The sequence below is a fragment of the Nocardia takedensis NBRC 100417 genome, from assembly GCF_000308695.1.
Taxonomy (GTDB): domain Bacteria; phylum Actinomycetota; class Actinomycetes; order Mycobacteriales; family Mycobacteriaceae; genus Nocardia; species Nocardia takedensis.
Genome location: NZ_BAGG01000089.1, coordinates 1 through 20279 on the forward strand (window position 1 = coordinate 1; position 20279 = coordinate 20279).

The following is a 20279-nucleotide window of genomic DNA, read 5'->3' on the forward strand; positions in this document are numbered from 1 at the left end:
CGACCGGCGAAATCGTCGCCGAGCCGCGCCAGCACCTCGACCTTGATCTCGTCGATCTTGGCCTCGCGGGCCTGCTTGTCGGCGATGCTCAGCGCCTCGTTCAGCTCACGCTTGGCGGTGCCCTCCACGGCCTCGAACACGTCGTTCTCGTAGGGCGGGAACAGCGGGAACTCACCGGTCGGCTTGGCGGCCAATTCGGCCAGGTCGGCCTGGGCGCGGACCAACCGCGCGATGAACGGCTTGGCGGCTTCGAGGCCCTCGGCCACGACGGCCTCGGTGGGGGCCTGCGCGCCGCCGTCGATCAGTGCGATGACCTTGTCGGTGGCCTCGGCCTCGACCATCATGATCGCGACGTCACCGGAGTCGACGACCCGGCCCGCGACGACCATGTCGAAGACCGCGCCCTCGAGCTGCTCGACGGTGGGGAAGGCCACCCACTGGCCCTCGATCAGCGCGACGCGCACGCCGCCGACGGGTCCGGAGAACGGCAGGCCCGCGATCTGGGTGGACGCGGAGGCCGCGTTGATCGCGACCACGTCGTACAGATCCTTGGGATCGAGGCTCATCACGGTGACGACGACCTGGATCTCGTTGCGCAGGCCGTCGACGAAGGACGGGCGCAGCGGCCGGTCGATCAGGCGGCACGTCAGGATCGCGTCGGTGGAGGGACGGCCCTCGCGGCGGAAGAACGAGCCGGGGATGCGGCCCGCGGCGTACATGCGCTCCTCGACGTCGACCGTCAGCGGGAAGAAGTCGAACTGGTCCTTGGGGTGCTTGCCCGCCGTGGTGGCCGACAGCAGCATGGTCTCGTCGTCCAGGTAGGCCACCACCGAACCCGCGGCCTGACGGGCCAGACGGCCGGTCTCGAAGCGGACGGTGCGGGTGCCGTAGGCGCCGTTGTCGATCAGCGCGACGGATTCGAAGACTCCGGGCTCGACCTCGACGGCCGAGGACTTGCGTTCAGTTGTTTCGGTCATTCTCTGTTCTCAACCTCTCGTCTCGTCGGGTCTGGCGCACCCTCGTGGGCGCGACCCGACTGTCGTCGGCCGTACCGGATACGGACGCGTCGCAACCTTCCTGGCTGCGCGCTCGCACCCGGCCGTATCCCCTTGGAGACGGCGACGCGGAGGCGGTCATCGATCGAAGCCCGTCGGATACCCGAGAGGCCACTACCGAAGACCGACGCCACGCGGACGAGTGCGTACGGCCGTGTTGTCGTGCGCCGGGAGACTCGCTGCGAACCGATCGGACCCCGACCGGAACGGCGATCCGTCCCACACACGAAAAGCCAACGGCACAGATTGTACGTCCCCCCGTTTCCCTTCCCCCCGACACCCATGCGACAGCGTGTCCCACCATCAAGACTCACAAACGCGAAACGGGCGCACCGCAAGGCACGCCCGTCGAGCATATTCCGACGCCGAAGATCAGCGACGCAGACCCAGCCGCTCGATCAGCGAACGGTAACGCTGGATGTCCTTGCTCTGCAGGTACTTCGAGAGCCGACGACGACGACCGATCAGGGCCAGCAGGCCGTGGCGGGTGTGGTGGTCGTGCTTGTGCACCTTCAGGTGCTCGGTGAGGTCGGAGATCCGCTTGGACAGCAGCGCGATCTGGGCTTCCGGCGAACCGGTGTCCTTCTCGTGCAGGCCGTATTCCTTGAGGATCGCCGTCTTCTGTTCGGTGGTCAGTGCCATGCGGCTTCCACTCCCGTTTCTCAGTTCCGCGCTCGAATGTCCGGTATTCCGGAGCGGGCGCCGCCGCGGACCGCAGCAAACCCGAGCAGCCACCTTACCGGAGGGCGACGAGCAGGCGAAATCAGGCGCCGAGCACCTTGCGGGCGTTGTCGACGTCGCGGCCCATGGCGACGACCAGGTCGTCGAGGGAGTCGAATTTCTCCATGCCGCGCAGGTGTTCCACGAAGTCGACGGCGACGTGCTGGCCGTAGAGGTCGGCCTCACCGTCCAGGACGTAGGCCTCCACGGTGCGCGAGCGCCCGGAGAAGGTGGGGTTGGTGCCCACGGAGATGGCGGCCATGGCGCGTTCGCCGGGGGTGACGGTGCCGATGGTCGGTCCGGGGCCCAGGACGGTGAACCAGCCCGCGTAGACGCCGTCGGCGGGGATGGCGGCGTGCATGGGCGGGGCCACGTTGGCGGTGGGGAAGCCGAGTTCGCGACCGCGTCCGTCGCCGTGGACGACGACGCCTTCGACCCGGTGCGGGCGGCCGAGGGCTTCGGCGGCGGCGGCCATGTCGCCCGCGTCGACGCAGGCCCGGATGTAGGTGGAGGAGAAGGTGACGGCGTGTTCGCCGACGAGTTTGACGCCGTCGACCTCGAAGCCGAAGCGTTCGCCGAGTTCGCGCATGGTCTGCACGGTGCCGGCGGCCTTCTTGCCGAAGGTGAAGTTGTCCCCGACGACGATCTCGGCGACGTGCAGTCGTTCCACCAGCAGGTCGTGGACGTAGCGGGCCGGGGTGAGCTTCATGAAGTCGTGGGTGAAGGGCATCACGCAGAACACGTCGACGTCGAGTTCTTCGGCGAGTTCGGCGCGGCGGGTCAGGGTGGTCAGTTGCGCGGGGTGCGAGCCGGGGCGGACCACTTCCATGGGGTGCGGATCGAAGGTCATCAGCACCGCCGGGACGCCGCGCGCGGCGGCGGACTTCACGGCGCGGCTGATCAGTTGCGCGTGGCCGCGATGGACGCCGTCGAATACGCCGATCGTGAGCACACAGCGCCCCCAGTCCGCGGGCACGTCTTCGAGACTTCGCCATCTCTGCACGGGGCAAAGCCTAATCGACCGGCCGGAGGGCGGTCCGACCGAAGTACCGGCGCGGGAGCGCGCGGGCCGCGGGCACCCGCGTTCAGCAGGGCGCGAACGGTATTCGCGCGGAGCGGATGTCATCGAACGTTTCCGTGGTTTTCGCCGGGGCGTGCCCGCGGGTTCGTCCGGGCCGGCGGGTCGGCGTCGCAGTGTGTGAATCCGCTGCCGAATGCATAAGCTCGAGGTGTGCCCGGTAAACGAGACATCGCCACCCGACGCGAGTTGCCCGGCGGCTCGGGACCAGACGCGAGCGCGGGCGGCACGGCCGTGGCGGCTCCCGAGCTGACCTCGGTGGCCCAGGACTATCTGAAGGTGATCTGGACCGCGCAGGAGTGGTCGCAGGAGAAGGTGACCACGAAGTTGTTGGCCGAGCGCATGGGGGTGTCGGCCTCGACGGTGTCCGAGGCGGTGCGCAAACTCGCCGACCAGGGCTTGGTGGAGCACGCGCGCTACGGGTCGATCACGCTGACCGAACACGGCAGGCGCGCGGCGGTGGCGATGGTGCGCAGGCACCGGTTGATCGAGACGTTCCTGGTCAACGAACTCGGGTACGGCTGGGACGAGGTGCACGACGAGGCCGAGGTGCTCGAGCACGCGGTGTCGGATCTGCTGATGGCGCGCATCGACGCGAAGCTGGGGCATCCGGACCGCGACCCGCACGGCGACCCGATCCCGTCGGCCGACGGCGCGGTGCCGACACCGCCCGCCCGGCAGTTGAGCGATTTCGGGGCCGGGGAATCGGGCCGGGTGGCGCGGATCTCGGACGCGGACCCGGACATGCTGCGCTATTTCGATTCGGTGGGCATCGCCTTGGACACCGTCATCACCGTCGAGGAGCGCCGGGATTTCGCGGGCACCATCGCGATTCGGCTCGGCGGCCCCGACTCGGTCATCGATCTGGGTCGTCCGGCGGCCGAGGCCATCTGGATGACCCACTGACTCAGCGGGACAGGAAGTCCAGCAGCGCGCGGAATTCGGCGGGCGAGAGGTAGCCGTCTCCGTCGAGGTCGGCGGCGGCGAGCAGGTCGGCGGCGGGTTCGTCGATACGGCCCGCGCCGATGTGGCGGATCATCGATTCCAGTTCCTCGACCGAGATGCGGCCGTCGCCGTTGACGTCGAAGACCTCGAAGGCGGCCGCCGCGTCGGTGACCTCGATGCGTCCGCCGAGGACGGCGGCGTCGAATTCGGCGCGCGAGACCAAGTGGTCACCGTCGGTGTCGGCGGCCGCGACCAGGCGTTCGACGGCCTCGAGGTCGACTTCGCGGCCGGTGGCCCTGATCCCGGCGAGGATGTCCTCGACCGAGACCTGGCCGTCGCCGTCGTGATCCCACAGGTCGAAGACGTCGACCGGATGTCCACTCATCTCACACGCCTCCCACGGCCGTCGACCCCACTGTACGGAATGTGCTCGCGGGATGGACGGTTCGGAGTCAGTCGAGCAGTCCGCGCGGGCGGACGACCAGCACGGGGGCGGCGCGACGCCCCTTCTCCTCGAGCAGCGCGATGGCCTCGCCGTCGGCGGTGACCGCCGCGTACACGCCCTTGCGACCCTCGGGTTCCAGCCAGCGTCCGTCCCGCAGGGATTCGGCCTGCTCGGTGGAGATCTCGCGGCGCGGGAACGCGGTGGCGATCGCCTCGTCCATGCCCAGGCTCAGCAGCGGCGCGTCCGCTTCGGCGGCGACCGTCAACTCCGCGAGGGTGCGCGCGTGCCCGAGGGTGAACGGTCCGACGCGGGTGCGGCGCAGCGCGGTCAGGTGCCCGCCGACGCCGAGCGCTCGCCCGAGGTCGCGGGCCAGTGCGCGCACGTAGGTGCCGGAGGAGCATTCGACGACGGCGTCCAGGTCGACGAAGCCGCCTTCGTCGCGCCGGGCGGTGATATCGAACCGGGAGACGGTGACCGGACGGGCCGCCAACCGGACCTCCTCCCCTGCCCGGTGTCGGGCGTAGGCGCGCTCGCCGTCGACCTTGATCGCGCTGACCGTCGCGGGCACCTGCTCGATCTCGCCGGTGAGCGCGGCGACGGCCGCCGCGATCCCGGCGTCGGCGAGGTGACCCGCCGGAATCGTCTCCAGGACTTCACCTTCGGCGTCGTCGGTGGTGGTGGCCTGCCCCAGGCGGATGGTGGCGGTGTAGGCCTTGGTGGTCAGCGTGAGCAGCCCGAGCAGCTTCGTCGCGCGTTCGACACCGAGCACCAGGACGCCGGTGGCCATCGGGTCCAGGGTGCCCGCGTGCCCGACCTTCTTGGTGCGCAACAACCTTCGTGACCGGGCCACCACGTCGTGACTGGTCGGACCGCTGTCCTTGTCGACGATCAGCAGACCGCCGAGCAGATCCCGCGCGCTCGCCGTCGCCATCAGCCGTGCACGATCGCGGTCAGGATCAGTCCGCCGCCGATCTGCCAGCGCCCGTCGAATTCGGTCAGCGGCGTGCCGCCGTCGGTGGTCTGACCCGGGACCAACAGTTCGCTGTGGAAGGTGCCCGAACCGCCGTCGGCGGTCTCCTCGACAGTGAAGGTGATGTGCGCCTCTTCGAAACCGAGCCAGCGCAACGTCAACGGGAACCACGCCTTGTAGGTGGCCTCTTTGGCGCAGAACAGCAACCGGTCCAGGTGCAGTCCGGTGTCGAGGCCGGCCAGCCACTCCCGCTCGGCGGGCAGGCTCACCGAATCCAGCACGCCTTCCGGCAGCGCGTCGTGCGGTTCGGCGTCGATCCCGACCGAGCGGAAACGCAGCTTGTGCGCCAGCGCGGCGGCACGGTACCCGTCGCAGTGGGTCAGACTGCCGACGACGCCGCGCGGCCACAACGGCATCCCGCGCTCCCCCTTGCCGATCGCGACCGGGGTCTCGCCGAGTTGCTCGAGCGCCTGACGCGCGCAGTGCCTGGCCCCGATGAAGTCGCGGCGACGCTTCTCGACGGCCTTGGCGATGAGGTGTTCCTCCGCCGGGTGCGCGGTCAGGTCGTCCGGATACGCCAGCAGTTCGGCCGAGGCGACGCCGTTGGGCAAGATGTTCTCGATCATCGCCGACGAGCCTAGTGGAGCGCGCCGCTCAGGATTCGATCGCCGTGATCAGGCTCGCCGAATCGGCCACCGCGCCGAACACCCCGCCCTGCATCGTCACCATGTGCAGGGACGCCGCGTGATTGTCCGGGTCGGTGGCGCCCGTGCAGTCCGACAGGATCAGGCACTCGAAGCCGCGGTCGTTGGCCTCGCGCATCGTGGTGTGCACGCACACGTCGGTGGTGATGCCGGTCAGCACCAGGTAGCGGATGCCGCGGGTGCGCAAGACCAGGTCCAGATCGGTGGCGTAGAACGCGCCCTTACCCGGTTTGTCGATGATCGGTTCGCCGGGCAGCGGCGCGACCTCGGGCACGATCTGCCAGCCCGGTTCGCCCTGCACCAGGATGCGCCCCTGCGGACCGACCGACCCGATCTCCGCGCCGATCCGCGCCGAGCGCCATCGCTTGTTCGCGGGCAGGTCCGACAGATCGGTCCGATGCCCTTCGCGGGTGTGCACCACCGTCATCCCGGCCGCGCGCGCCACGGCGAGCAGCGCGGCGGTCGGAGCCAGTCCGGCCCGGGTCAGCGACAGGTCGTAGCCCATCGCGTCGACGTAGCCGCCGGGACCGCAGAAATCGACCTGCCAGTCGATGCACAGCACCGCGGTGTGGGCCGAATCCACCGGTCCGTCGAAGGGCCACGCGTAGGGGCGGGCGTCGACCTGTTTGCTCATGCCACTGCCTTTCGTTCGAGGGCGGTTTCCCGGTCTCCGGCGACGACCCGTGCCGCGTAGAAGACGACCGCGCCGACGACCATGCCGACCAGCGCGTCGGACAGACCGGGCGCCCATTCGTGCGCGGCCAGCGCCGCCGCGGAACCGATTCCCCACGCCAGGAACGACTCCCGACGCCACGGACGCGCCACCGGGCGGGCGCGCCCCAGGCGCGGCAACACCAGTTGGTCCAGGATCAGCACGATGCCGATCGGCGGGACGATCACGCCGAGCAGGTTCAGCCACGTCTCGAAATGCGACCACACGCCCGCGACCGCCAGCGCCACGCCGACCGCACCCAGCACCACGCTCAACGACCGCATACCGCGCCCCGTCAACTGGCCCCAGCCCACCGCGCCGTTGTAGAGACAGTGCGCGCACACCGAGCCCAGATTCACGAAGACGAACACCACCGCCACCGGCACCAGCCAGCCGCCCTGATCGATGAGGATCGCGAGGAAATTTCCGCCGTCACGGGCCGGATCGGCGGCCGCGCCCAACGCCACGATCAGACCGCCGATCACCAGCGCCACACTGTTGCCCAGCGGGAACGCCGAGAACGCCGCGAGGAAGCCCTGCCTGCCGTTCTTCGACCACCGGGTGAAATCGGCCGTCATGGTGCCCGAGTCGATGAAGCAGGCCACGACCAGCGTCACCGCCGCGCCCATGCTCAGCGCCGCCGTCCCCGCACCGCCCGAATAGTCCAGCGCCGCCGACCAACTCGCGTCGTCCAGGGCCAGCGCGACCGCCGTCACCCCCAACGCCAGATACAGCGGCGCCGCGATCACGCCGATCGCCGAGAGCGCGCGGATGCCCAACAGCGTCACCAGGACGTAGCCGATCCCCGCGCCCAGACTCGTCCAGCGCTCGCTCCACCCCATCGTCGCCGCCAGGATCGACCCCGTCAGGCCCGTCTGGAAGGCGAACCAGCCGATCACCACGGTCGCCAGGAACGCCGACACGACCCGGTAGCCGCGCCTGCCGAAGGTGTCCACGGCGATCAGCGCGAAACTCTTGCCCGTCGCGCCCGCCAGGTAACTCAGCGCGCCGACGTAACCCATCAACACCAGATTGCCCAGCAGGATCGCCAGCATCCCGCGCCAGAACCCCAGCGAGTACACGATCAGACCGCCGAAGACCGCGCAGGTCAGGATCATCGGGAAGCCGAGCCAGACCGCCGACACCGACCAAAGTCCGCGCCGGGCCGACAGCGGCACCGGTTCACTCTCGTATTCGTCGCCGAGCGCGGGCCGCTCGACCGCCGCGAGTTCGTCGTGCGCGCCGATCCGCGTCCCGGCGGGCACCGTATCCACCTCGGTATCCATGGGTGTATACGTTCCCCACCTGATATTTCCCCCGAGGTCACCCGCTGTTACGGGTCCGTGACCGAAACCTCTCCGCGATCCGTGCGCCGACATCGGCCCGCAACACGGGGCCGATATCGACCGATCGACTCAGAGGCCGCGCCGGCGCTGCGCCTTCTCGCGCATCTCCGCGGCGGCGGCCTCCATCTCCTCCGTCACCTGGAAATGGCCGCCCCACTTGTTCAACGAGCCGGGCGGATAGGTGGGCGTCGGCAGGATCTGCCGCAACAACGCCTCCGGCAGCCCACGCCGCTGCCACTCACGCGGATAACCGAGAGACACTTCCTCGAACCGGACGCCGTCGTAATAGGAGGTCCGCGGAATGTGCAGGTGCCCGTACACCGAACACACCACGTTGTAGCGGGTGTGCCACTCCGCCGTCTCCGTGGTGCCGCACCACAGCGCGAACTCCGGATACCACAGCACATCCGTCGGCTGACGCACCGTCGGGAAATGATTGATCATCACGATCGGCGCGCCCTCGGGCAGCGCGTCGAGACGGCGCCGCGTCGTCTGCAACCGTGCTCTGCACCACGCGTCCCGCGTCGGATACGGGTCCGGCGACAGCATGAACTCGTCGGTCGCCACCACATTCCGCTCGCGGGCGATCGCCAGCCCCTCCGCCTTCGTCGTCGCACCCTCCGGCAGGAACGAATAGTCGTAGAGCAGGAACATCGGCACCAACGTCACCGGCTCACCGAACTCCTCCGCGCCCGGCCCCGCCCACACCGGATACGGGTCCTCCGGGGTCAGCACGTCCAGATCCCGGCACATCGACACCAGATAGTCGTAGCGGGCCGCGCCGTGCATCTGCACCGGATCCTTCGGCGTCGTCCACAACTCGTGGTTGCCCGGCACCCAGATCACCTTCGCGAACCGCGAACGCAGCAACTCCAACGCCCAGCGGACGTCCTCGGACTTCTCCCCCACATCACCGGCCACGATCAGCCAGTCCTCGGGCGAATCCGGCCGGATCTGCTCGACCACCGGCCGATTCCCCTGGTGCCCGACGTGAATGTCGCTGACCGCCATCAACTTGGGTATCACCACACCCACCTTGTCACATCCCGCCGACACACGACGGACAGGCCGCGCCCGAGGCGTTCACACCACCCAGTGCAGCCGTGCGGTCGCCGCGAAGCCCGGCGCCACCGTCAGCGTGCCGTTCGGCTCGCGACGGCACGAAGCCACCGCCACATGACACGGCCGCGCGAGTTCTGCCGGCATCTTCACGCCCCCGTCGATCTCGTACCGCATATTGGTCACCTTCCACGCCCGCGCCGCCGGATCGTCCGGGGCCGACGGCGGAGCGTCGGCCCGCGCGACCACATACACCTCGGTCACGCCGGCGGGCCAGGTGAAGACCAGCAAGCCGCCCTGTTCGCCGAGCGCGGAGACCGTCGGGATGCCGCCGGGGTTCGGCTCGTCCCGAGGCGACGCATGATCCCCCGTGGCAGAGTGCGCGGCCGTCGCCTCGGTGACCGGTGCCGCCGAGTGCGCACCTGACGCCGCAGATCCCGATGCGGTGACGTCCGATGCCGCCGGCCGGGGGGATGCGGACGATGGCGCGGCCGTCGGGTGCACAGCGGTCGGGGCGGCCCCTCCGGTGGGCGGGGGCATCGGTGCGGCGGGCGCGTCGGAGCGCGCGGGATCGGAGTAGCGACCCGCGACCGCCGCGGCCACGGCATACACGGGGATCTCGCCCGTGGGCGCGCCGCCGTCCTCGAGTTCGGTGGTGTGGGTGCGGCCGACTACTCGCCAGGAGCCGTCGGGTTGCAGGCGGGTGACACGGTAGGTGGCGTCCTGTGTCGCCGACGGTGACCAGCTGACCTGCACCGAGCCGTTGGGCAATCGCGTGGTGGCGACGCGGGTCGGCGGTTCGACCGGGGTGGCGGCCAGTGCGGCGCAGACGCCTTCGTGATCGGCGCAGACGCGTTGGGCCGCGAGCAGAGCGCGGGTGCGTTGCGCGGGCGGCGCGGTATCGGCGGCGGCGACCTGACGGTCGGCCTCCTCGATGGCGCGTGCCGCTTCGGCGAGTAGTTCGTCGAGGTCGGTGTGGCCGGTGGGCGGCGGCACGTCGGCGGCCGAACGCCGCAGGTACTCCAGGTGGTCGAGCATCTCGACGTAGCGTTTGCCCGCGCGCGCCGAACCGACGTTGCGCCAGCGGGTCACGGCCTCGGCGAGGACGCGTTCCACTTCGTCGGCGATCGAACGGATCTGGGTGGCGCCCGCGCCGTTGTCGAGTTGCCGGGCCTGGGCCACCTGCCGCGCGGCCTCCTGCGGACGACCCGCGCGCAGGGCGGCGCGCGCGGCCTTCAACGGTTCCTCCCAGCCGCGCGCGGGCGGTGCGACGGGTCGCGGATCGTAGTGCGGGGTGTACCCGCCGCCGCTCGGCGGCGGTGGAGCGACCGATGGCGTCTCGATGCGCGCGCCCAGCGCGGTCGTCAACTCGGTCAGGACCTGGACCGCCCGGGCGCGATCGAGGCCGAGTTCCATCGCCTCCTCGAGCAGGAACTGGTAATCCTCGCCCACCAGTTCGTCCTCGACCAGCACCGCGGCGCGCACCTTCGGACGCAACTCCGCGGTGACGTCCTCGATGACCGCGCGCACGTACTCCTCGGCGGCGGGCCCGCCGCCGGCGAGCAGATCCTGGACGTGCACGAGCAATTCGTCCAACACGACCCGCACGCGACCGGGCGGCAACTCCCGCGACCGGGCCCGCAGCGCCTCCGCGCGCAGTCGGATCTCCTCGGTCCGCGAGGCCGCCGTGGGATCGAGCCCCAGCAACGCGAACAACGTCGGCGTGGGTTGACCGTCCAGCAGTCGTGCCCATTCGCCGAGCAACTGTGCGATCTGCTTGCGGCGTTGCTCGGTCACCGTGACCGCCTGCGCGACCGGTTCCGGCCGTGCGGTTTCCTGCTCGAGGATCCGATGCCTGCGCAACCGGCCCGCGACCTCGGCGGCCGAGAGTCCGCCCATCGCGCCGATCTCCTCGAGACCCGCGACCTTGCTCGCGGGCACGCCGCCGTGCCGCTGCACCAACCGGCCGATGGCCGTGTCGAGCATCTCGTAGCGTTCGGCGTCGCGCTGCTCGCGCTCCTGACGCACCCGCATGGCCTCGGCCCGCCGCGAACTCGCCCGCAGCAGCAGTTCACTGCGCCGCTCGTGGCTGTCGACCAGCAGTCCGACCAGGACCCGGTACTTCGGATGGTCGCGCTGACGCTGCCAGAACCCCCAGACCTCCTCGACCCGCGCGCCCACCTGGACGTCATCGAGGGATTCGGCTTCCTCGAGCGGAATGTCGTACAGCTCGAAGGAATCGGAGAACTCGAGGCCGCCGCGGCGCTCGACGGCGGCGAGCACCCGCTTGCGGTAGTCGTTGGGATCGAACGCGTCCATGGCGACCGCTAACCGGCGCGGCGACGCGAGCGCTGCACCTGATCCAGTTCCCGGGCGACGTCGGCCTGCGACAGCGTGGCCCCCGTCTGCGCCGACAACGTCAGCGGCATGTTCGCGTCGACGTGGTGGGCGGTGACGTGCAGGACGCCGTCGAAGCCCATCTCGAAGGTGACGCGCACCTCGCTGCCCGCGGGATAGCCGGGCGGGATTCCGCGAATCTTGCCCTCCACCAACACTTTCGTGTCCTCCGGGCGCACCGAGGCGGCCTGGCCCTGCTGTTCGACGATGGTCAGCTCGATCTGGTCCTGATCCTCGCGCACCGTGCCGAAGGACCGCCGGACCCGCACCGGCAACGTCTGATTGCGATGCACGAGCCATGCCGCGGCCAAGCCGTAATGGGTGTCGAGCGCCAGGACGCCGAACCCGCGCGACACGACCGTGTCGACCTGGATCTCCAGCATCCGCCGCACCAGCGAGACCGGCTGTCCGAACGACGCCGCGACCCGCACCACGGACTGGTCCAGATCCGCGGGCGCGGCTTCGTTGAGCCCCGACCCGTCGCGTAGTCGCCCGCGCGTCACCAGATCGGCGGCGATGAGCCGCTCCATCTCCAGTTTCTCGCCGTACAGGGCCGCGCCGCGCGCCACCGAGAGGTCGGGATCGCGCAGTTCGCCGTCGAGGCCGAGTTCCTTGCGCAGTTCGCGCGCCACCATCGGCATCCGCGACGAACCGCCGACCAGCAGCAACCTGTCCACCGAGGACACCCCGCGCTTACCCGCGGCCTCCAGACAGTCGCGGGTGAGATCGATGGTGCGCCGCATCAGCGAAGCCGTCATCGCCTCGACCTCGTCGCGAGTCAGCGAGATGACCGCGCGAGCGCCGTCGTGTGCCACGACGACCTCGGTGCGCTCGGACTCCGAGAGTTCGCGCTTGGCCTGTTCGGCCGCCAGGACCAGCATCTGCGACCCCGCCGAGTCGTCCAGCGGATCCTCCGCGTCGGGGTTGGCCGCGCAGAACCGCTGGGACAGGTGCAGCGCGATGCGCTCGTCCCAGTCGGCGCCGCCGAGTTGATGATCGCCCTCGACCGCGAGCACCGAGATGCGGCGGTCGGCCAGTTCGATGACGGTGGCGTCGAAGGTGCCGCCGCCGAGGTCGTAGACCAGGACCGTCTCGCGCGCACCGGCTTTGCCGATCTCCACGCTGCCGTCGAGCCTGCCGAAACCGTAGGACAGCGCCGCCGCGATCGGCTCGGACAGCACACCCGCCACGTCGAACCCGGCGTAGCTGCCCGCCTGGATGGTGGCGCGCCGCTCCTCGTCGCCGAAGTAGGCGGGCACCGTGACGACCGCGCGCCGCACCGGTTCGCCGCCGCCGAACTCGACGTCGGCGGCCAGACTCTTCAGGATCAGCGCCGACACCGCGGGCGCGGACCAGGTGGACCCGTGCGCGGCGAAACGCCATTCCGCATCGCCCATCCGGCGCTTGACCAACGCGCAGACGTGCTCCGGATCCAGGCGTGCCTGCCGCCGCGCGCCCTCGCCGACCAGATGGTCGAACGCGGACGCGAACAGCACCACCGACGGCACCGTCGGCTCGCCGTTCATCCCAACCATGACCTCGGGGCGACCGTCGGCGTCGATGCGCGCGATCGCCGAGTTCGTTGTGCCCAGGTCGATCCCGTAGACCCCCATGGCACGCGATCGTAGCAGTCGGTTCCGACACCGGCCCAGCCGTCGGGACCACATTCGCGCCCACCCCCTGACCGGCCACGACACCGTCCGACGCGGCCGCCTCCGACATCGGGATATGGTGCGATCATGACCGATTCAGTCGCCTCCGCCGCCGGCGCCGACGACCTGCGGACGACCGCCGACACCGCCCCGGCGGGGCCGGACGCGTCCCCGGACCGACCCGGAGCGGGGACCGCCGTCGCCGACCTGCGCGCCGGTCAGGCCGACCTCGCCGAACGCGTGGAGGATCTCTCCCGGATCCTGGCACGCCAAGCGGGCACGCTCGACCGCCTCGTCGACGACGCCAAGGCCCGTGACCGTCGCGAACGCCAAGGGGCCGACCTTCCCTTGGTGACCGAACTGTTCGCCTTGCTCGGCGACACCCGCGCGTGCGCCGCCACCGCCGAATCCGACCGCGAGCGCGCCGCGTTCGCGGCCGTCGCGGCGCGCGTCGAACGCCTCCTGGTGGGACGCGGCGGCATCCTGGTCGACCCCGCCCCCGGCGAACCGTTCGACTCGCTGAGCATGGAGGCGGCCGATGTCGTCAAGGTCGCCGACGCCGCGCAGGACCGCACCGTCGACACGGTCCTGCAACCCGGATTAAGTGTCCCCGGCCGTTCGGTGCGCCCCGCGCGCGTGGTGGTCCGCAGGTCCGAGTGAGGCCACCGCGCGGGCCCTCGGCCCCGGTGCGCCCGACAAGCTCGGATTCCGGCCGCGGCACGGGTGGGCCGCCGCGCGCGAACGCCCGCGACGACCGGATCGACGGGGTGGGATTCAGGCCGAGCCCGCGGGGACGTCCGCCCCCACCCGGGCCCACCGACCCGACATCGTGCGCCACACCACGGCCGCCATCCGCAGCAGCATGAACGCGACCAACCCGGACCAGATGCCCGCGATCCCCCAGTCCAGCAGCAGCGACAACCAGATGGCCGGCAGGAAGCCGACCAGCGCGCAGGTGAGGGTGGCGGTACGCAGGAAGGCGGCGTCGCCCGCGCCGAGCAGGACGCCGTCGAGGGCGAACACGACGCCCGCGACCGGGATGATCGCGACGAAGAACCACCAGGCCACGCCGACGCGTTCCAGGACGGCGGCGTCCTCGGTGAACAGCGGCGGGATCAGGGCGTAGCCCGCGGCGAAACACGCGGCCAAGACCAGCGCGAACACTTCGGAGTAGGCGGTGACCCGGCGGGCCACTGCGCGCGCGCCCACGGCGTTGCCCGCGCCCAGTGCCGCGCCGACCAGGGTCTGGGCCGCGATGGCGAGCGAATCCAGCGTCAAGGCGAGGAAGTTCCACAGCTGCAACACCACTTGGTGCGCGGCCACCGACGCCGCGCCGAAACGCGCCGCGACGGCCGCGGCCGACACGAAGCACGCTTGGAAGGCCAGACTCCGCACGATCAGATCGCGCCCGAGCACCAATTGCGCGCGGATCACCGACCAGTGCGGTGTGAGCGGGACGCGGGCGCGCAGCAGCGCACCGAGGAACAGCGCGGCCGTCAACGACTGCCCGGCGAGGTTCGCCACCGCGGAACCCACCAGTTCCAGCCGGGGTGCGCCCGCGAGACCGTGCACCAACACCGGACACAGGACCGCCGACACCGCGAGCCCGGCGACGACGTACCCGAGCGGTCGGCGCGTCTGCTGCACCCCGCGCAACCACCCGTTGCCCGCCATGGCGATCAGGATCAGCGGCACGCCGAACAGCGCGACCCGCAGCCACGACAGCGCGTCGGCCGCGATCTCGCCGCCGCCCGCGATGACCGAGGTCACCGGGACGGCCAGCAGTTGCACGAGGGTCAGGATCGCCAGGCCGACGGTGACCGCGATCCAGGTCGCCTGCACTCCCTCGGCGACCGCGCCGCGCTCGTCGCCCGCGCCGTGCCTGCGCGCCGACCGCGCCGTGGTCCCGTAGGACAAGAAGGTCAATTGCGAACTGACCTGGGTCAGCACCAACCCGCCCACCGCGAGTCCGGCCAGCGCTCCCGCGCCCAGCCGCCCCACCACTGCCATGTCGAACAGCAGGTAGACGGGTTCGGCGACCAGCACGCCCAGCGTGGGCACCGCGATGCCGAACACCCGGCGCGGACCGGCCGAGGCCACGTCCTCGAACCGCTCGCCCGGCGCGGCCACTTCCGTCGGCGCGGACGATTCCACGTCACCCCCTCGGCTCATAGCTCTCCCTCCCGTCGCGGCCACCGTAGCGGCACCCACCGACACGGTCTCCGTTCGACGGTCTCGACGGCGCACACCCCGGAGCCACGCCGGACCGAACCGTCTCGAGTCAGCCGAGTTCGGCGAGCAGGCCCGCGAGAACGTCTTCGATGCGCCCGTACGCGGTGTATCCGGCCGCGAACCGGTGCCCGCCCCCGCCCAGCGTGGTGGCGACCACCGCCACGTCGACCCCGTCACCGGACCCCGGCGCGCTGTCGCGCGAGCGCAGCGAGACCGCCCAGCGGTCCTCGGTGACACGGGATTGCTTGAACACCGCCGCCACCCCGGCCTCGGCGGTGGTGCGCACGATGTCGATGACGCTCTCGGCCTCCTCGGGCGAGACGCCGACCAGGTCATCGCGACGGACGACGGCGTAGGCCAAGCCGATGCCCCCGCGCACCGCCGGTTCGAGACGGGCGGTGGCCAGGACCCGCGACAGCATGGGCAGCCAGCCGAAAGGGTGGGTGTCCAGCAGGGTGCGGGCGATCTCGCCGCCGTCGATACCGGTGGCCAGCAGGCGTTCGGCCAAGCGATGGGTGCCGGGCCGGACCCAGCGGAACGAACCGGTGTCGGTGACCAAACCCGCGTACAGGCAGTGCGCGACGTCGCGGTCGATCGGCACGCCCCAGGCGTCGAACAGCGCGGCCAGCACGCTGGTGGTGGACACCGCGTCGACGTCCACCAAGTTGACCTCGCCGAAGCGGGTGTTGGAGCGGTGGTGGTCGACAACCACGGTCGTCCCCGCCCCGGCGAGCCGATCGGCGAGGGCGCCGAGCCTGCCCGCGCTGCCGCAGTCCACCGCGACCAGCACGTCGACCTCGCGCGGCACCTGTTCGGGGGCGACCAGCAGGTGCGCCCCCGGCAGCGAGGCCATCGAGGTCGGCAGTTCGGCCGGTTCGGCGAAGGACACCCGCACGGGCACCCCGCGCCGCTCCAGCACCAACGCCAGCGCCAACCCGCTGCCGACCGTGTCGGCGTCGGGTTGCACGTGACACAGCACCGTCACCGAGCGGGCACTGTCCAGAACCTCGACGGCCGCGCCGAAATCGACCGGTTCACCGCTGGTTGTCATTCGTGCCGCAGCTCTGACGCTCTCGTACCGGACTCAGGACTCGTCGTCGTCGCGCTCGACCTTGTACGGGTCGGCCTCGCCCGCGTGGGTGGCCGTCGAGGCGACCTTGGCGACCGCGTCGTCGGCGGCCCTGGCGCGCGCGAGCAGTTCCTCCATCTCGCGCGCGGCATCGGGCACCTTGTCCAGCACGAACGCCAACGTCGGGGTGAACTTCACCCCGGTGCCCGCGCCCACCTTCGAACGCAGCACACCCTTGGCCTTGTCCAGACCGGCGGCCGCGGCGGCGTAATCCGGTTCGGTTTCGAGGGTTTCGCCCATCACCGTGTAGTACACCGTCGCCTCGCGTAGATCACCGGTGACCTTCGCGTCGGTGACCGTCACGAAACGCAGCCGCGGATCCTTGATCTCGTATTCGATCGCGGTCGCCACGATCGAGGAAATCCGCTTGGCGAGTCGGCGTGCCCTGGCTTGATCCACCATGGCCGTTTCCTCCTCACTTCACTATGAAAACGTTCAGTCCTCGGGTCCGAAGATCCGGCGGCGTACTGCCAGCAACTGTAACTCCGGACGCGCCGCGACGTGGCGTTCGCATTTGTCCAGCACCTCGGTCAAATGCGCCGTACCGGCGCTGACCATGGCGACGCCGAGCAATGCGCGGCGATGCAGGTCGTGTTCCCCACCTTCGGCCGCACTCACCCCGAAGCGTTGTAATTCGGCCAACACCGGCCGGATCACCGAACGCTTCTGTTTGAGCGAGTGCACATCCCCGAGCAGGATGTCGAATTCGAGTGCACCCAGGTACACGCACACCTTCTCTAGTGTCGGATCGCGACGCCGCGCCACACCCGGGCGGGGTGGCGCGGCGTCGGGCGTCGATCAGTCGCGCGGCTTCTCGCGCAGCTCGTACGCCTCGATGATGTCGCCTTCTTTGATGTCGTTGTAGGTCACGGTCATACCGCACTCGTAACCTTCGCGGACCTCGACGGCGTCGTCCTTCTCCCGCTTGAGCGAGGAGATGGTCATCGTCTCGGCGACCACCACGTTGTCGCGCAGCAGGCGCGCCTTGGCGTTGCGCTTCACGCTGCCCGAGATGACCATGCAACCGGCGATGTTGCCGATCTTGGACGAGCGGAACATGGCCCTGATCTCGGCCCGACCCAGCTCGACCTCTTCGTAGATCGGCTTGAGCAGACCCTTGAGGGCCTTCTCGATCTCATCGATGGCCTGGTAGATCACCGAGTAGTACCGGATGTCCACGCCTTCGCGGTTGGCCAGTTCGGTCGCCTTGCCCTCGGCCCTGACGTTGAACCCGATGATGATCGCGTTCGAGGCCGAGGCCAGGTTGACGTCGGTCTCGGTGACGCCACCGACACCGCGGTTGATCACCCGCAGGCGCACCTCGTCGTCGATCTCGATGCCCATCAGGGACTCCTCGAGCGCTTCGACGGTACCGGCGTTGTCGCCCTTGAGGATCAGGTTGAGCTCGCTGGTCTCCTTCAGCGCGGCGTCCAGATCCTCGAGGCTGATCCGCTTGCGGCTGCGGGCCTGCAAGGCGTTGCGCTTGCGGGCGTTGCGGCGGTCGGCGATCTGCCTGGCGATCCGGTCCTCGTCGACGACGATCAGGTTGTCACCGGCACCGGGCACCGAGGTGAAGCCGACGACCTCGACGGGGCGCGACGGCAGCGCCGCCGTGACGTCCTCGCCGTGCTCGTCGACCATGCGGCGCACGCGACCGTAGGCGTCGCCCGCCACGATCGAGTCGCCGACCCGCAGCGTGCCGCGCTGGATGAGCACGGTGGCCACCGGGCCGCGGCCGCGGTCGAGGTGGGCCTCGATCGCGACGCCCTGGGCGTCCTGGTTCGGGTTGGCCCGCAGGTCGAGGGCGGCGTCCGCGGTGAGCAGCACCGCCTCGAGCAGCGCCTCGATGTTGGTGCCCTGCTTGGCGGAGATGTCGACGAACATGGTGTCGCCGCCGTACTCCTCGGCCACCAGACCGTATTCGGTCAGCTGCTGCCGGATCTTGTCCGGGTTCGCGCCTTCCTTGTCGATCTTGTTGACCGCCACGACGATCGGCACGTCGGCCGCCTGCGCGTGGTTGATGGCCTCCACCGTCTGCGGCATGACGCCGTCGTCGGCGGCGACCACCAGGATCGCGATGTCGGTGGCCTTCGCGCCGCGGGCACGCATGGCGGTGAACGCCTCGTGACCCGGGGTGTCGATGAAGGTGATGAGCCGGTCGTTGTCGCCCAGGTGGGTCAGCACCTGGTAGGCGCCGATGTGCTGGGTGATGCCGCCCGCCTCGCCCTCGCGGACGTTGGCCTTGCGGATCGTGTCGAGCAGGCGGGTCTTGCCGTGGTCGACGTGACCCATGACGGTGACCACCGGCGGACGCTGTTCGAGATCGTCGTCGCCGCCTTCGTCCTCGCCGTAGGTGAGGTCGAACGATTCCAGCAGCTCGCGGTCCTCGTCCTCGGGGCTGACCACGTGCACGACGTAGTTCATCTCGCTGCCGAGCAGCTCGAGGGTCTCGTCGTTCACCGACTGGGTCGCGGTGACCATCTCGCCGAGGTTGAACAGGGCCTGCACGAGAGCGGCCGGGTTCGCGTCGATCTTCTCCGCGAAGTCCGACAGCGACGCGCCGCGGGCGAGCCGGATGATCTCGCCGTTGCCGCGGGGCAGCCGCACACCGCCGACGGCGGGCGCCTGCATGCTCTCGTATTCGGCGCGCTTGGCCCGCTTCGACTTGCGGCCGCGACGCGGCGCACCGCCGGGACGGCCGAAGGCGCCCGCGGCGCCGCCGCGACCACCGGGACCGCCCGGACGACCGCCGCCACCGCCACCGGGACGACCGCGGAAACCGCCGCCACCACCGGCGGGAGCACCCGCACCGGCACCGGCGCCGGGGGCGCCGCCGCCACCGCCGCGGTAGCCGCCGCCACCCGCACCCGCGGGACGACCGCCGCCACCGGGACCGCCGCCGGGACGACCCGGGCGACCGGCGCCCGCGCCGGGCGCGGGACGGGCCGAACGCTGCGGCATCGCACCCGGGTTCGGACGGGGCGGCATCGAGCCGGGGCTCGGCCGCGGACCACCGGGACGCGCACCGCCGCCTTGGGCCGCGGCCGGACGGGGACCGCCCTGACCCGGACCCGGACGGGGACCGCCCTGGGCCGGACCCGGACGCGGGCCACCCTGGGCCGGACCCGGACGGGGACCGCCCTGGGCGGGGCCGGGACGCGGCGCGCGCTCACGTTCGGGCGCGGGAGCCGAGGAATAGGGGTTGTTGCCGACCCGCGGGGTCTTGGGGCCGGGCTTGGGACCGCCGGGACGGGGACCGCCCTGCGTCGGCGCACCGGGACGCTGCTGCTGCCCCGGCTGCTGCTGACCCGGGCGCGGACCGCCGGGGGTCGGCCGCGGACCGGCCGGAGCACCGGGGGCGGGCGCGTTCGACTTGGCGGCGGGGGCCTGTGCGGCGGGCGCGGGAGCGGGGGCCGGCGTGGGAGCCGGACCCGGCTTGGCCGAGGGACCGGGGCGCGCGCCGTCACCGGGACGGGCCGCGGGGCCGGGACGGACCTGGGTCCGGTCGCCGGAACCGTTCGCACCGTTGGCGGCCGCGGGAGCGGGCGACGGGGTGCGCGGACCGGGGCGGGGACCGCCGCCGGGGGTGGGCTTCGGGCCGGGACGCCCCGAAGACGGGCCGGGACGAGCGCCCGACTTGGCATCCGACGGCGCGGACTTCGCCGACAGCGATTCGCGAAGCCTGCGGGCGACGGGCGCTTCCACCGTCGACGACGCGGACTTCACGAACTCGCCCTGCTCCTTGAGCTTGGCGAGTAGTTCTTTACTCGTGACACCGAGTTCTTTGGCCAACTCGTGCACGCGGGCCTTGCCTGCCACTGCTCTCCTCACTGAG

18 protein-coding genes are annotated in these 20279 nt (G+C 70.8%); 2 read left to right on the forward strand and 16 right to left on the reverse strand.

The features are described 5' to 3' along the window. The 3 genes from ON30_RS18175 to ON30_RS18185 all read right to left on the reverse strand — a co-directional run. A partial coding sequence (locus ON30_RS18175; RefSeq protein ID WP_040708661.1) for a polynucleotide phosphorylase occupies window positions 1–977 on the reverse strand: 977 nt, incomplete at its 3' end. Between the two features lie 450 nt (window positions 978–1427). Further along, the gene (gene rpsO, locus ON30_RS18180) at window positions 1428–1697 is read right to left on the reverse strand and encodes a 30S ribosomal protein S15 (RefSeq protein WP_040708662.1); all 270 of its coding nucleotides are present in this window, start codon (window positions 1695–1697) and stop codon (window positions 1428–1430) included. Window positions 1698–1818: 121 nt separating this feature from the next. Beyond that, window positions 1819–2778, reverse strand: a complete 960-nt coding sequence (locus tag ON30_RS18185) for a bifunctional riboflavin kinase/FAD synthetase (RefSeq protein WP_051029499.1) — start codon at window positions 2776–2778, stop codon at window positions 1819–1821. 264 nt (window positions 2779–3042) lie between these two features. Between ON30_RS18185 and ON30_RS18190 the strand changes: the two genes are divergently transcribed. Beyond that, window positions 3043–3759 (forward strand): metal-dependent transcriptional regulator, encoded by a 717-nt coding sequence (locus tag ON30_RS18190; RefSeq protein ID WP_051029501.1) that lies wholly within the window; start codon window positions 3043–3045, stop codon window positions 3757–3759. Between the two features lies 1 nt (window position 3760). Here the strand turns inward: ON30_RS18190 and ON30_RS37575 are convergent, their stop codons facing one another. The 8 genes from ON30_RS37575 to ON30_RS18235 all read right to left on the reverse strand — a co-directional run bounded on the left by ON30_RS37575 (window position 3761) and on the right by ON30_RS18235 (window position 13044). Continuing rightward, window positions 3761–4183: an EF-hand domain-containing protein gene (locus tag ON30_RS37575; RefSeq protein WP_051029500.1), complete on the reverse strand. Its 423-nt coding sequence runs from the start codon at window positions 4181–4183 to the stop codon at window positions 3761–3763. A 67-nt stretch (window positions 4184–4250) separates the two neighbouring features. After that, the gene (truB, locus tag ON30_RS18205; RefSeq protein WP_040708664.1) at window positions 4251–5174 is read right to left on the reverse strand and encodes a tRNA pseudouridine(55) synthase TruB; all 924 of its coding nucleotides are present in this window, start codon (window positions 5172–5174) and stop codon (window positions 4251–4253) included. Beyond that, window positions 5174–5839 (reverse strand): 4'-phosphopantetheinyl transferase Npt, encoded by a 666-nt coding sequence (gene npt / locus ON30_RS18210; protein ID WP_040708665.1) that lies wholly within the window; start codon window positions 5837–5839, stop codon window positions 5174–5176. The genes truB and npt overlap by 1 nt, the downstream gene beginning before the upstream one ends. Window positions 5840–5867: 28 nt before the next feature. Next, the gene (gene biuH / locus ON30_RS18215) at window positions 5868–6551 is read right to left on the reverse strand and encodes a biuret amidohydrolase (protein WP_040708666.1); all 684 of its coding nucleotides are present in this window, start codon (window positions 6549–6551) and stop codon (window positions 5868–5870) included. Then, a complete protein-coding gene (locus ON30_RS18220) occupies window positions 6548–7915 on the reverse strand; it encodes a cytosine permease (RefSeq protein ID WP_083911490.1) in 1368 nt (455 codons plus the stop codon). The genes biuH and ON30_RS18220 overlap by 4 nt, the downstream gene beginning before the upstream one ends. Window positions 7916–8044: 129 nt before the next feature. Then, window positions 8045–9001 carry a metallophosphoesterase family protein gene (locus ON30_RS18225; RefSeq protein ID WP_085999354.1) on the reverse strand — a complete coding sequence of 319 codons (957 nt, stop codon included), beginning with the start codon at window positions 8999–9001 and terminating at the stop codon, window positions 8045–8047. A gap of 57 nt (window positions 9002–9058) precedes the next feature. Further along, a complete protein-coding gene (locus tag ON30_RS18230) occupies window positions 9059–11353 on the reverse strand; it encodes a SaeA-related protein (protein WP_040708667.1) in 2295 nt (764 codons plus the stop codon). Window positions 11354–11361: 8 nt separating this feature from the next. Further along, on the reverse strand, window positions 11362–13044 hold the full coding sequence (locus tag ON30_RS18235; RefSeq protein ID WP_040708668.1) for an Hsp70 family protein: 1683 nt from the start codon (window positions 13042–13044) through the stop codon (window positions 11362–11364). Window positions 13045–13170: 126 nt separating this feature from the next. Between ON30_RS18235 and grpE the strand changes: the two genes are divergently transcribed. Beyond that, a complete protein-coding gene (gene grpE / locus ON30_RS18240; RefSeq protein ID WP_083911491.1) occupies window positions 13171–13743 on the forward strand; it encodes a nucleotide exchange factor GrpE in 573 nt (190 codons plus the stop codon). 114 nt (window positions 13744–13857) lie between these two features. Here grpE and ON30_RS18245 read toward each other — a convergent pair whose 3' ends face one another. From ON30_RS18245 to infB, 5 genes are all read right to left on the reverse strand, one after another. Continuing rightward, window positions 13858–15255, reverse strand: coding sequence for an MATE family efflux transporter (locus ON30_RS18245; RefSeq protein ID WP_083911492.1), 1398 nt, complete (start codon window positions 15253–15255; stop codon window positions 13858–13860). 109 nt (window positions 15256–15364) lie between these two features. Further along, complete coding sequence (locus ON30_RS18250; protein WP_040708669.1) at window positions 15365–16366, reverse strand: DHH family phosphoesterase; 1002 nt, start codon at window positions 16364–16366, stop codon at window positions 15365–15367. 33 nt (window positions 16367–16399) lie between these two features. Next, window positions 16400–16846: a 30S ribosome-binding factor RbfA gene (gene rbfA, locus ON30_RS18255; RefSeq protein ID WP_040708670.1), complete on the reverse strand. Its 447-nt coding sequence runs from the start codon at window positions 16844–16846 to the stop codon at window positions 16400–16402. Between the two features lie 33 nt (window positions 16847–16879). Next, window positions 16880–17170 carry a DUF503 domain-containing protein gene (locus tag ON30_RS18260; protein ID WP_040708684.1) on the reverse strand — a complete coding sequence of 97 codons (291 nt, stop codon included), beginning with the start codon at window positions 17168–17170 and terminating at the stop codon, window positions 16880–16882. Window positions 17171–17242: 72 nt separating this feature from the next. Beyond that, complete coding sequence (infB, locus tag ON30_RS18265) at window positions 17243–20263, reverse strand: translation initiation factor IF-2 (RefSeq protein ID WP_040708671.1); 3021 nt, start codon at window positions 20261–20263, stop codon at window positions 17243–17245. Window positions 20264–20279: the final 16 nt, after the last annotated feature.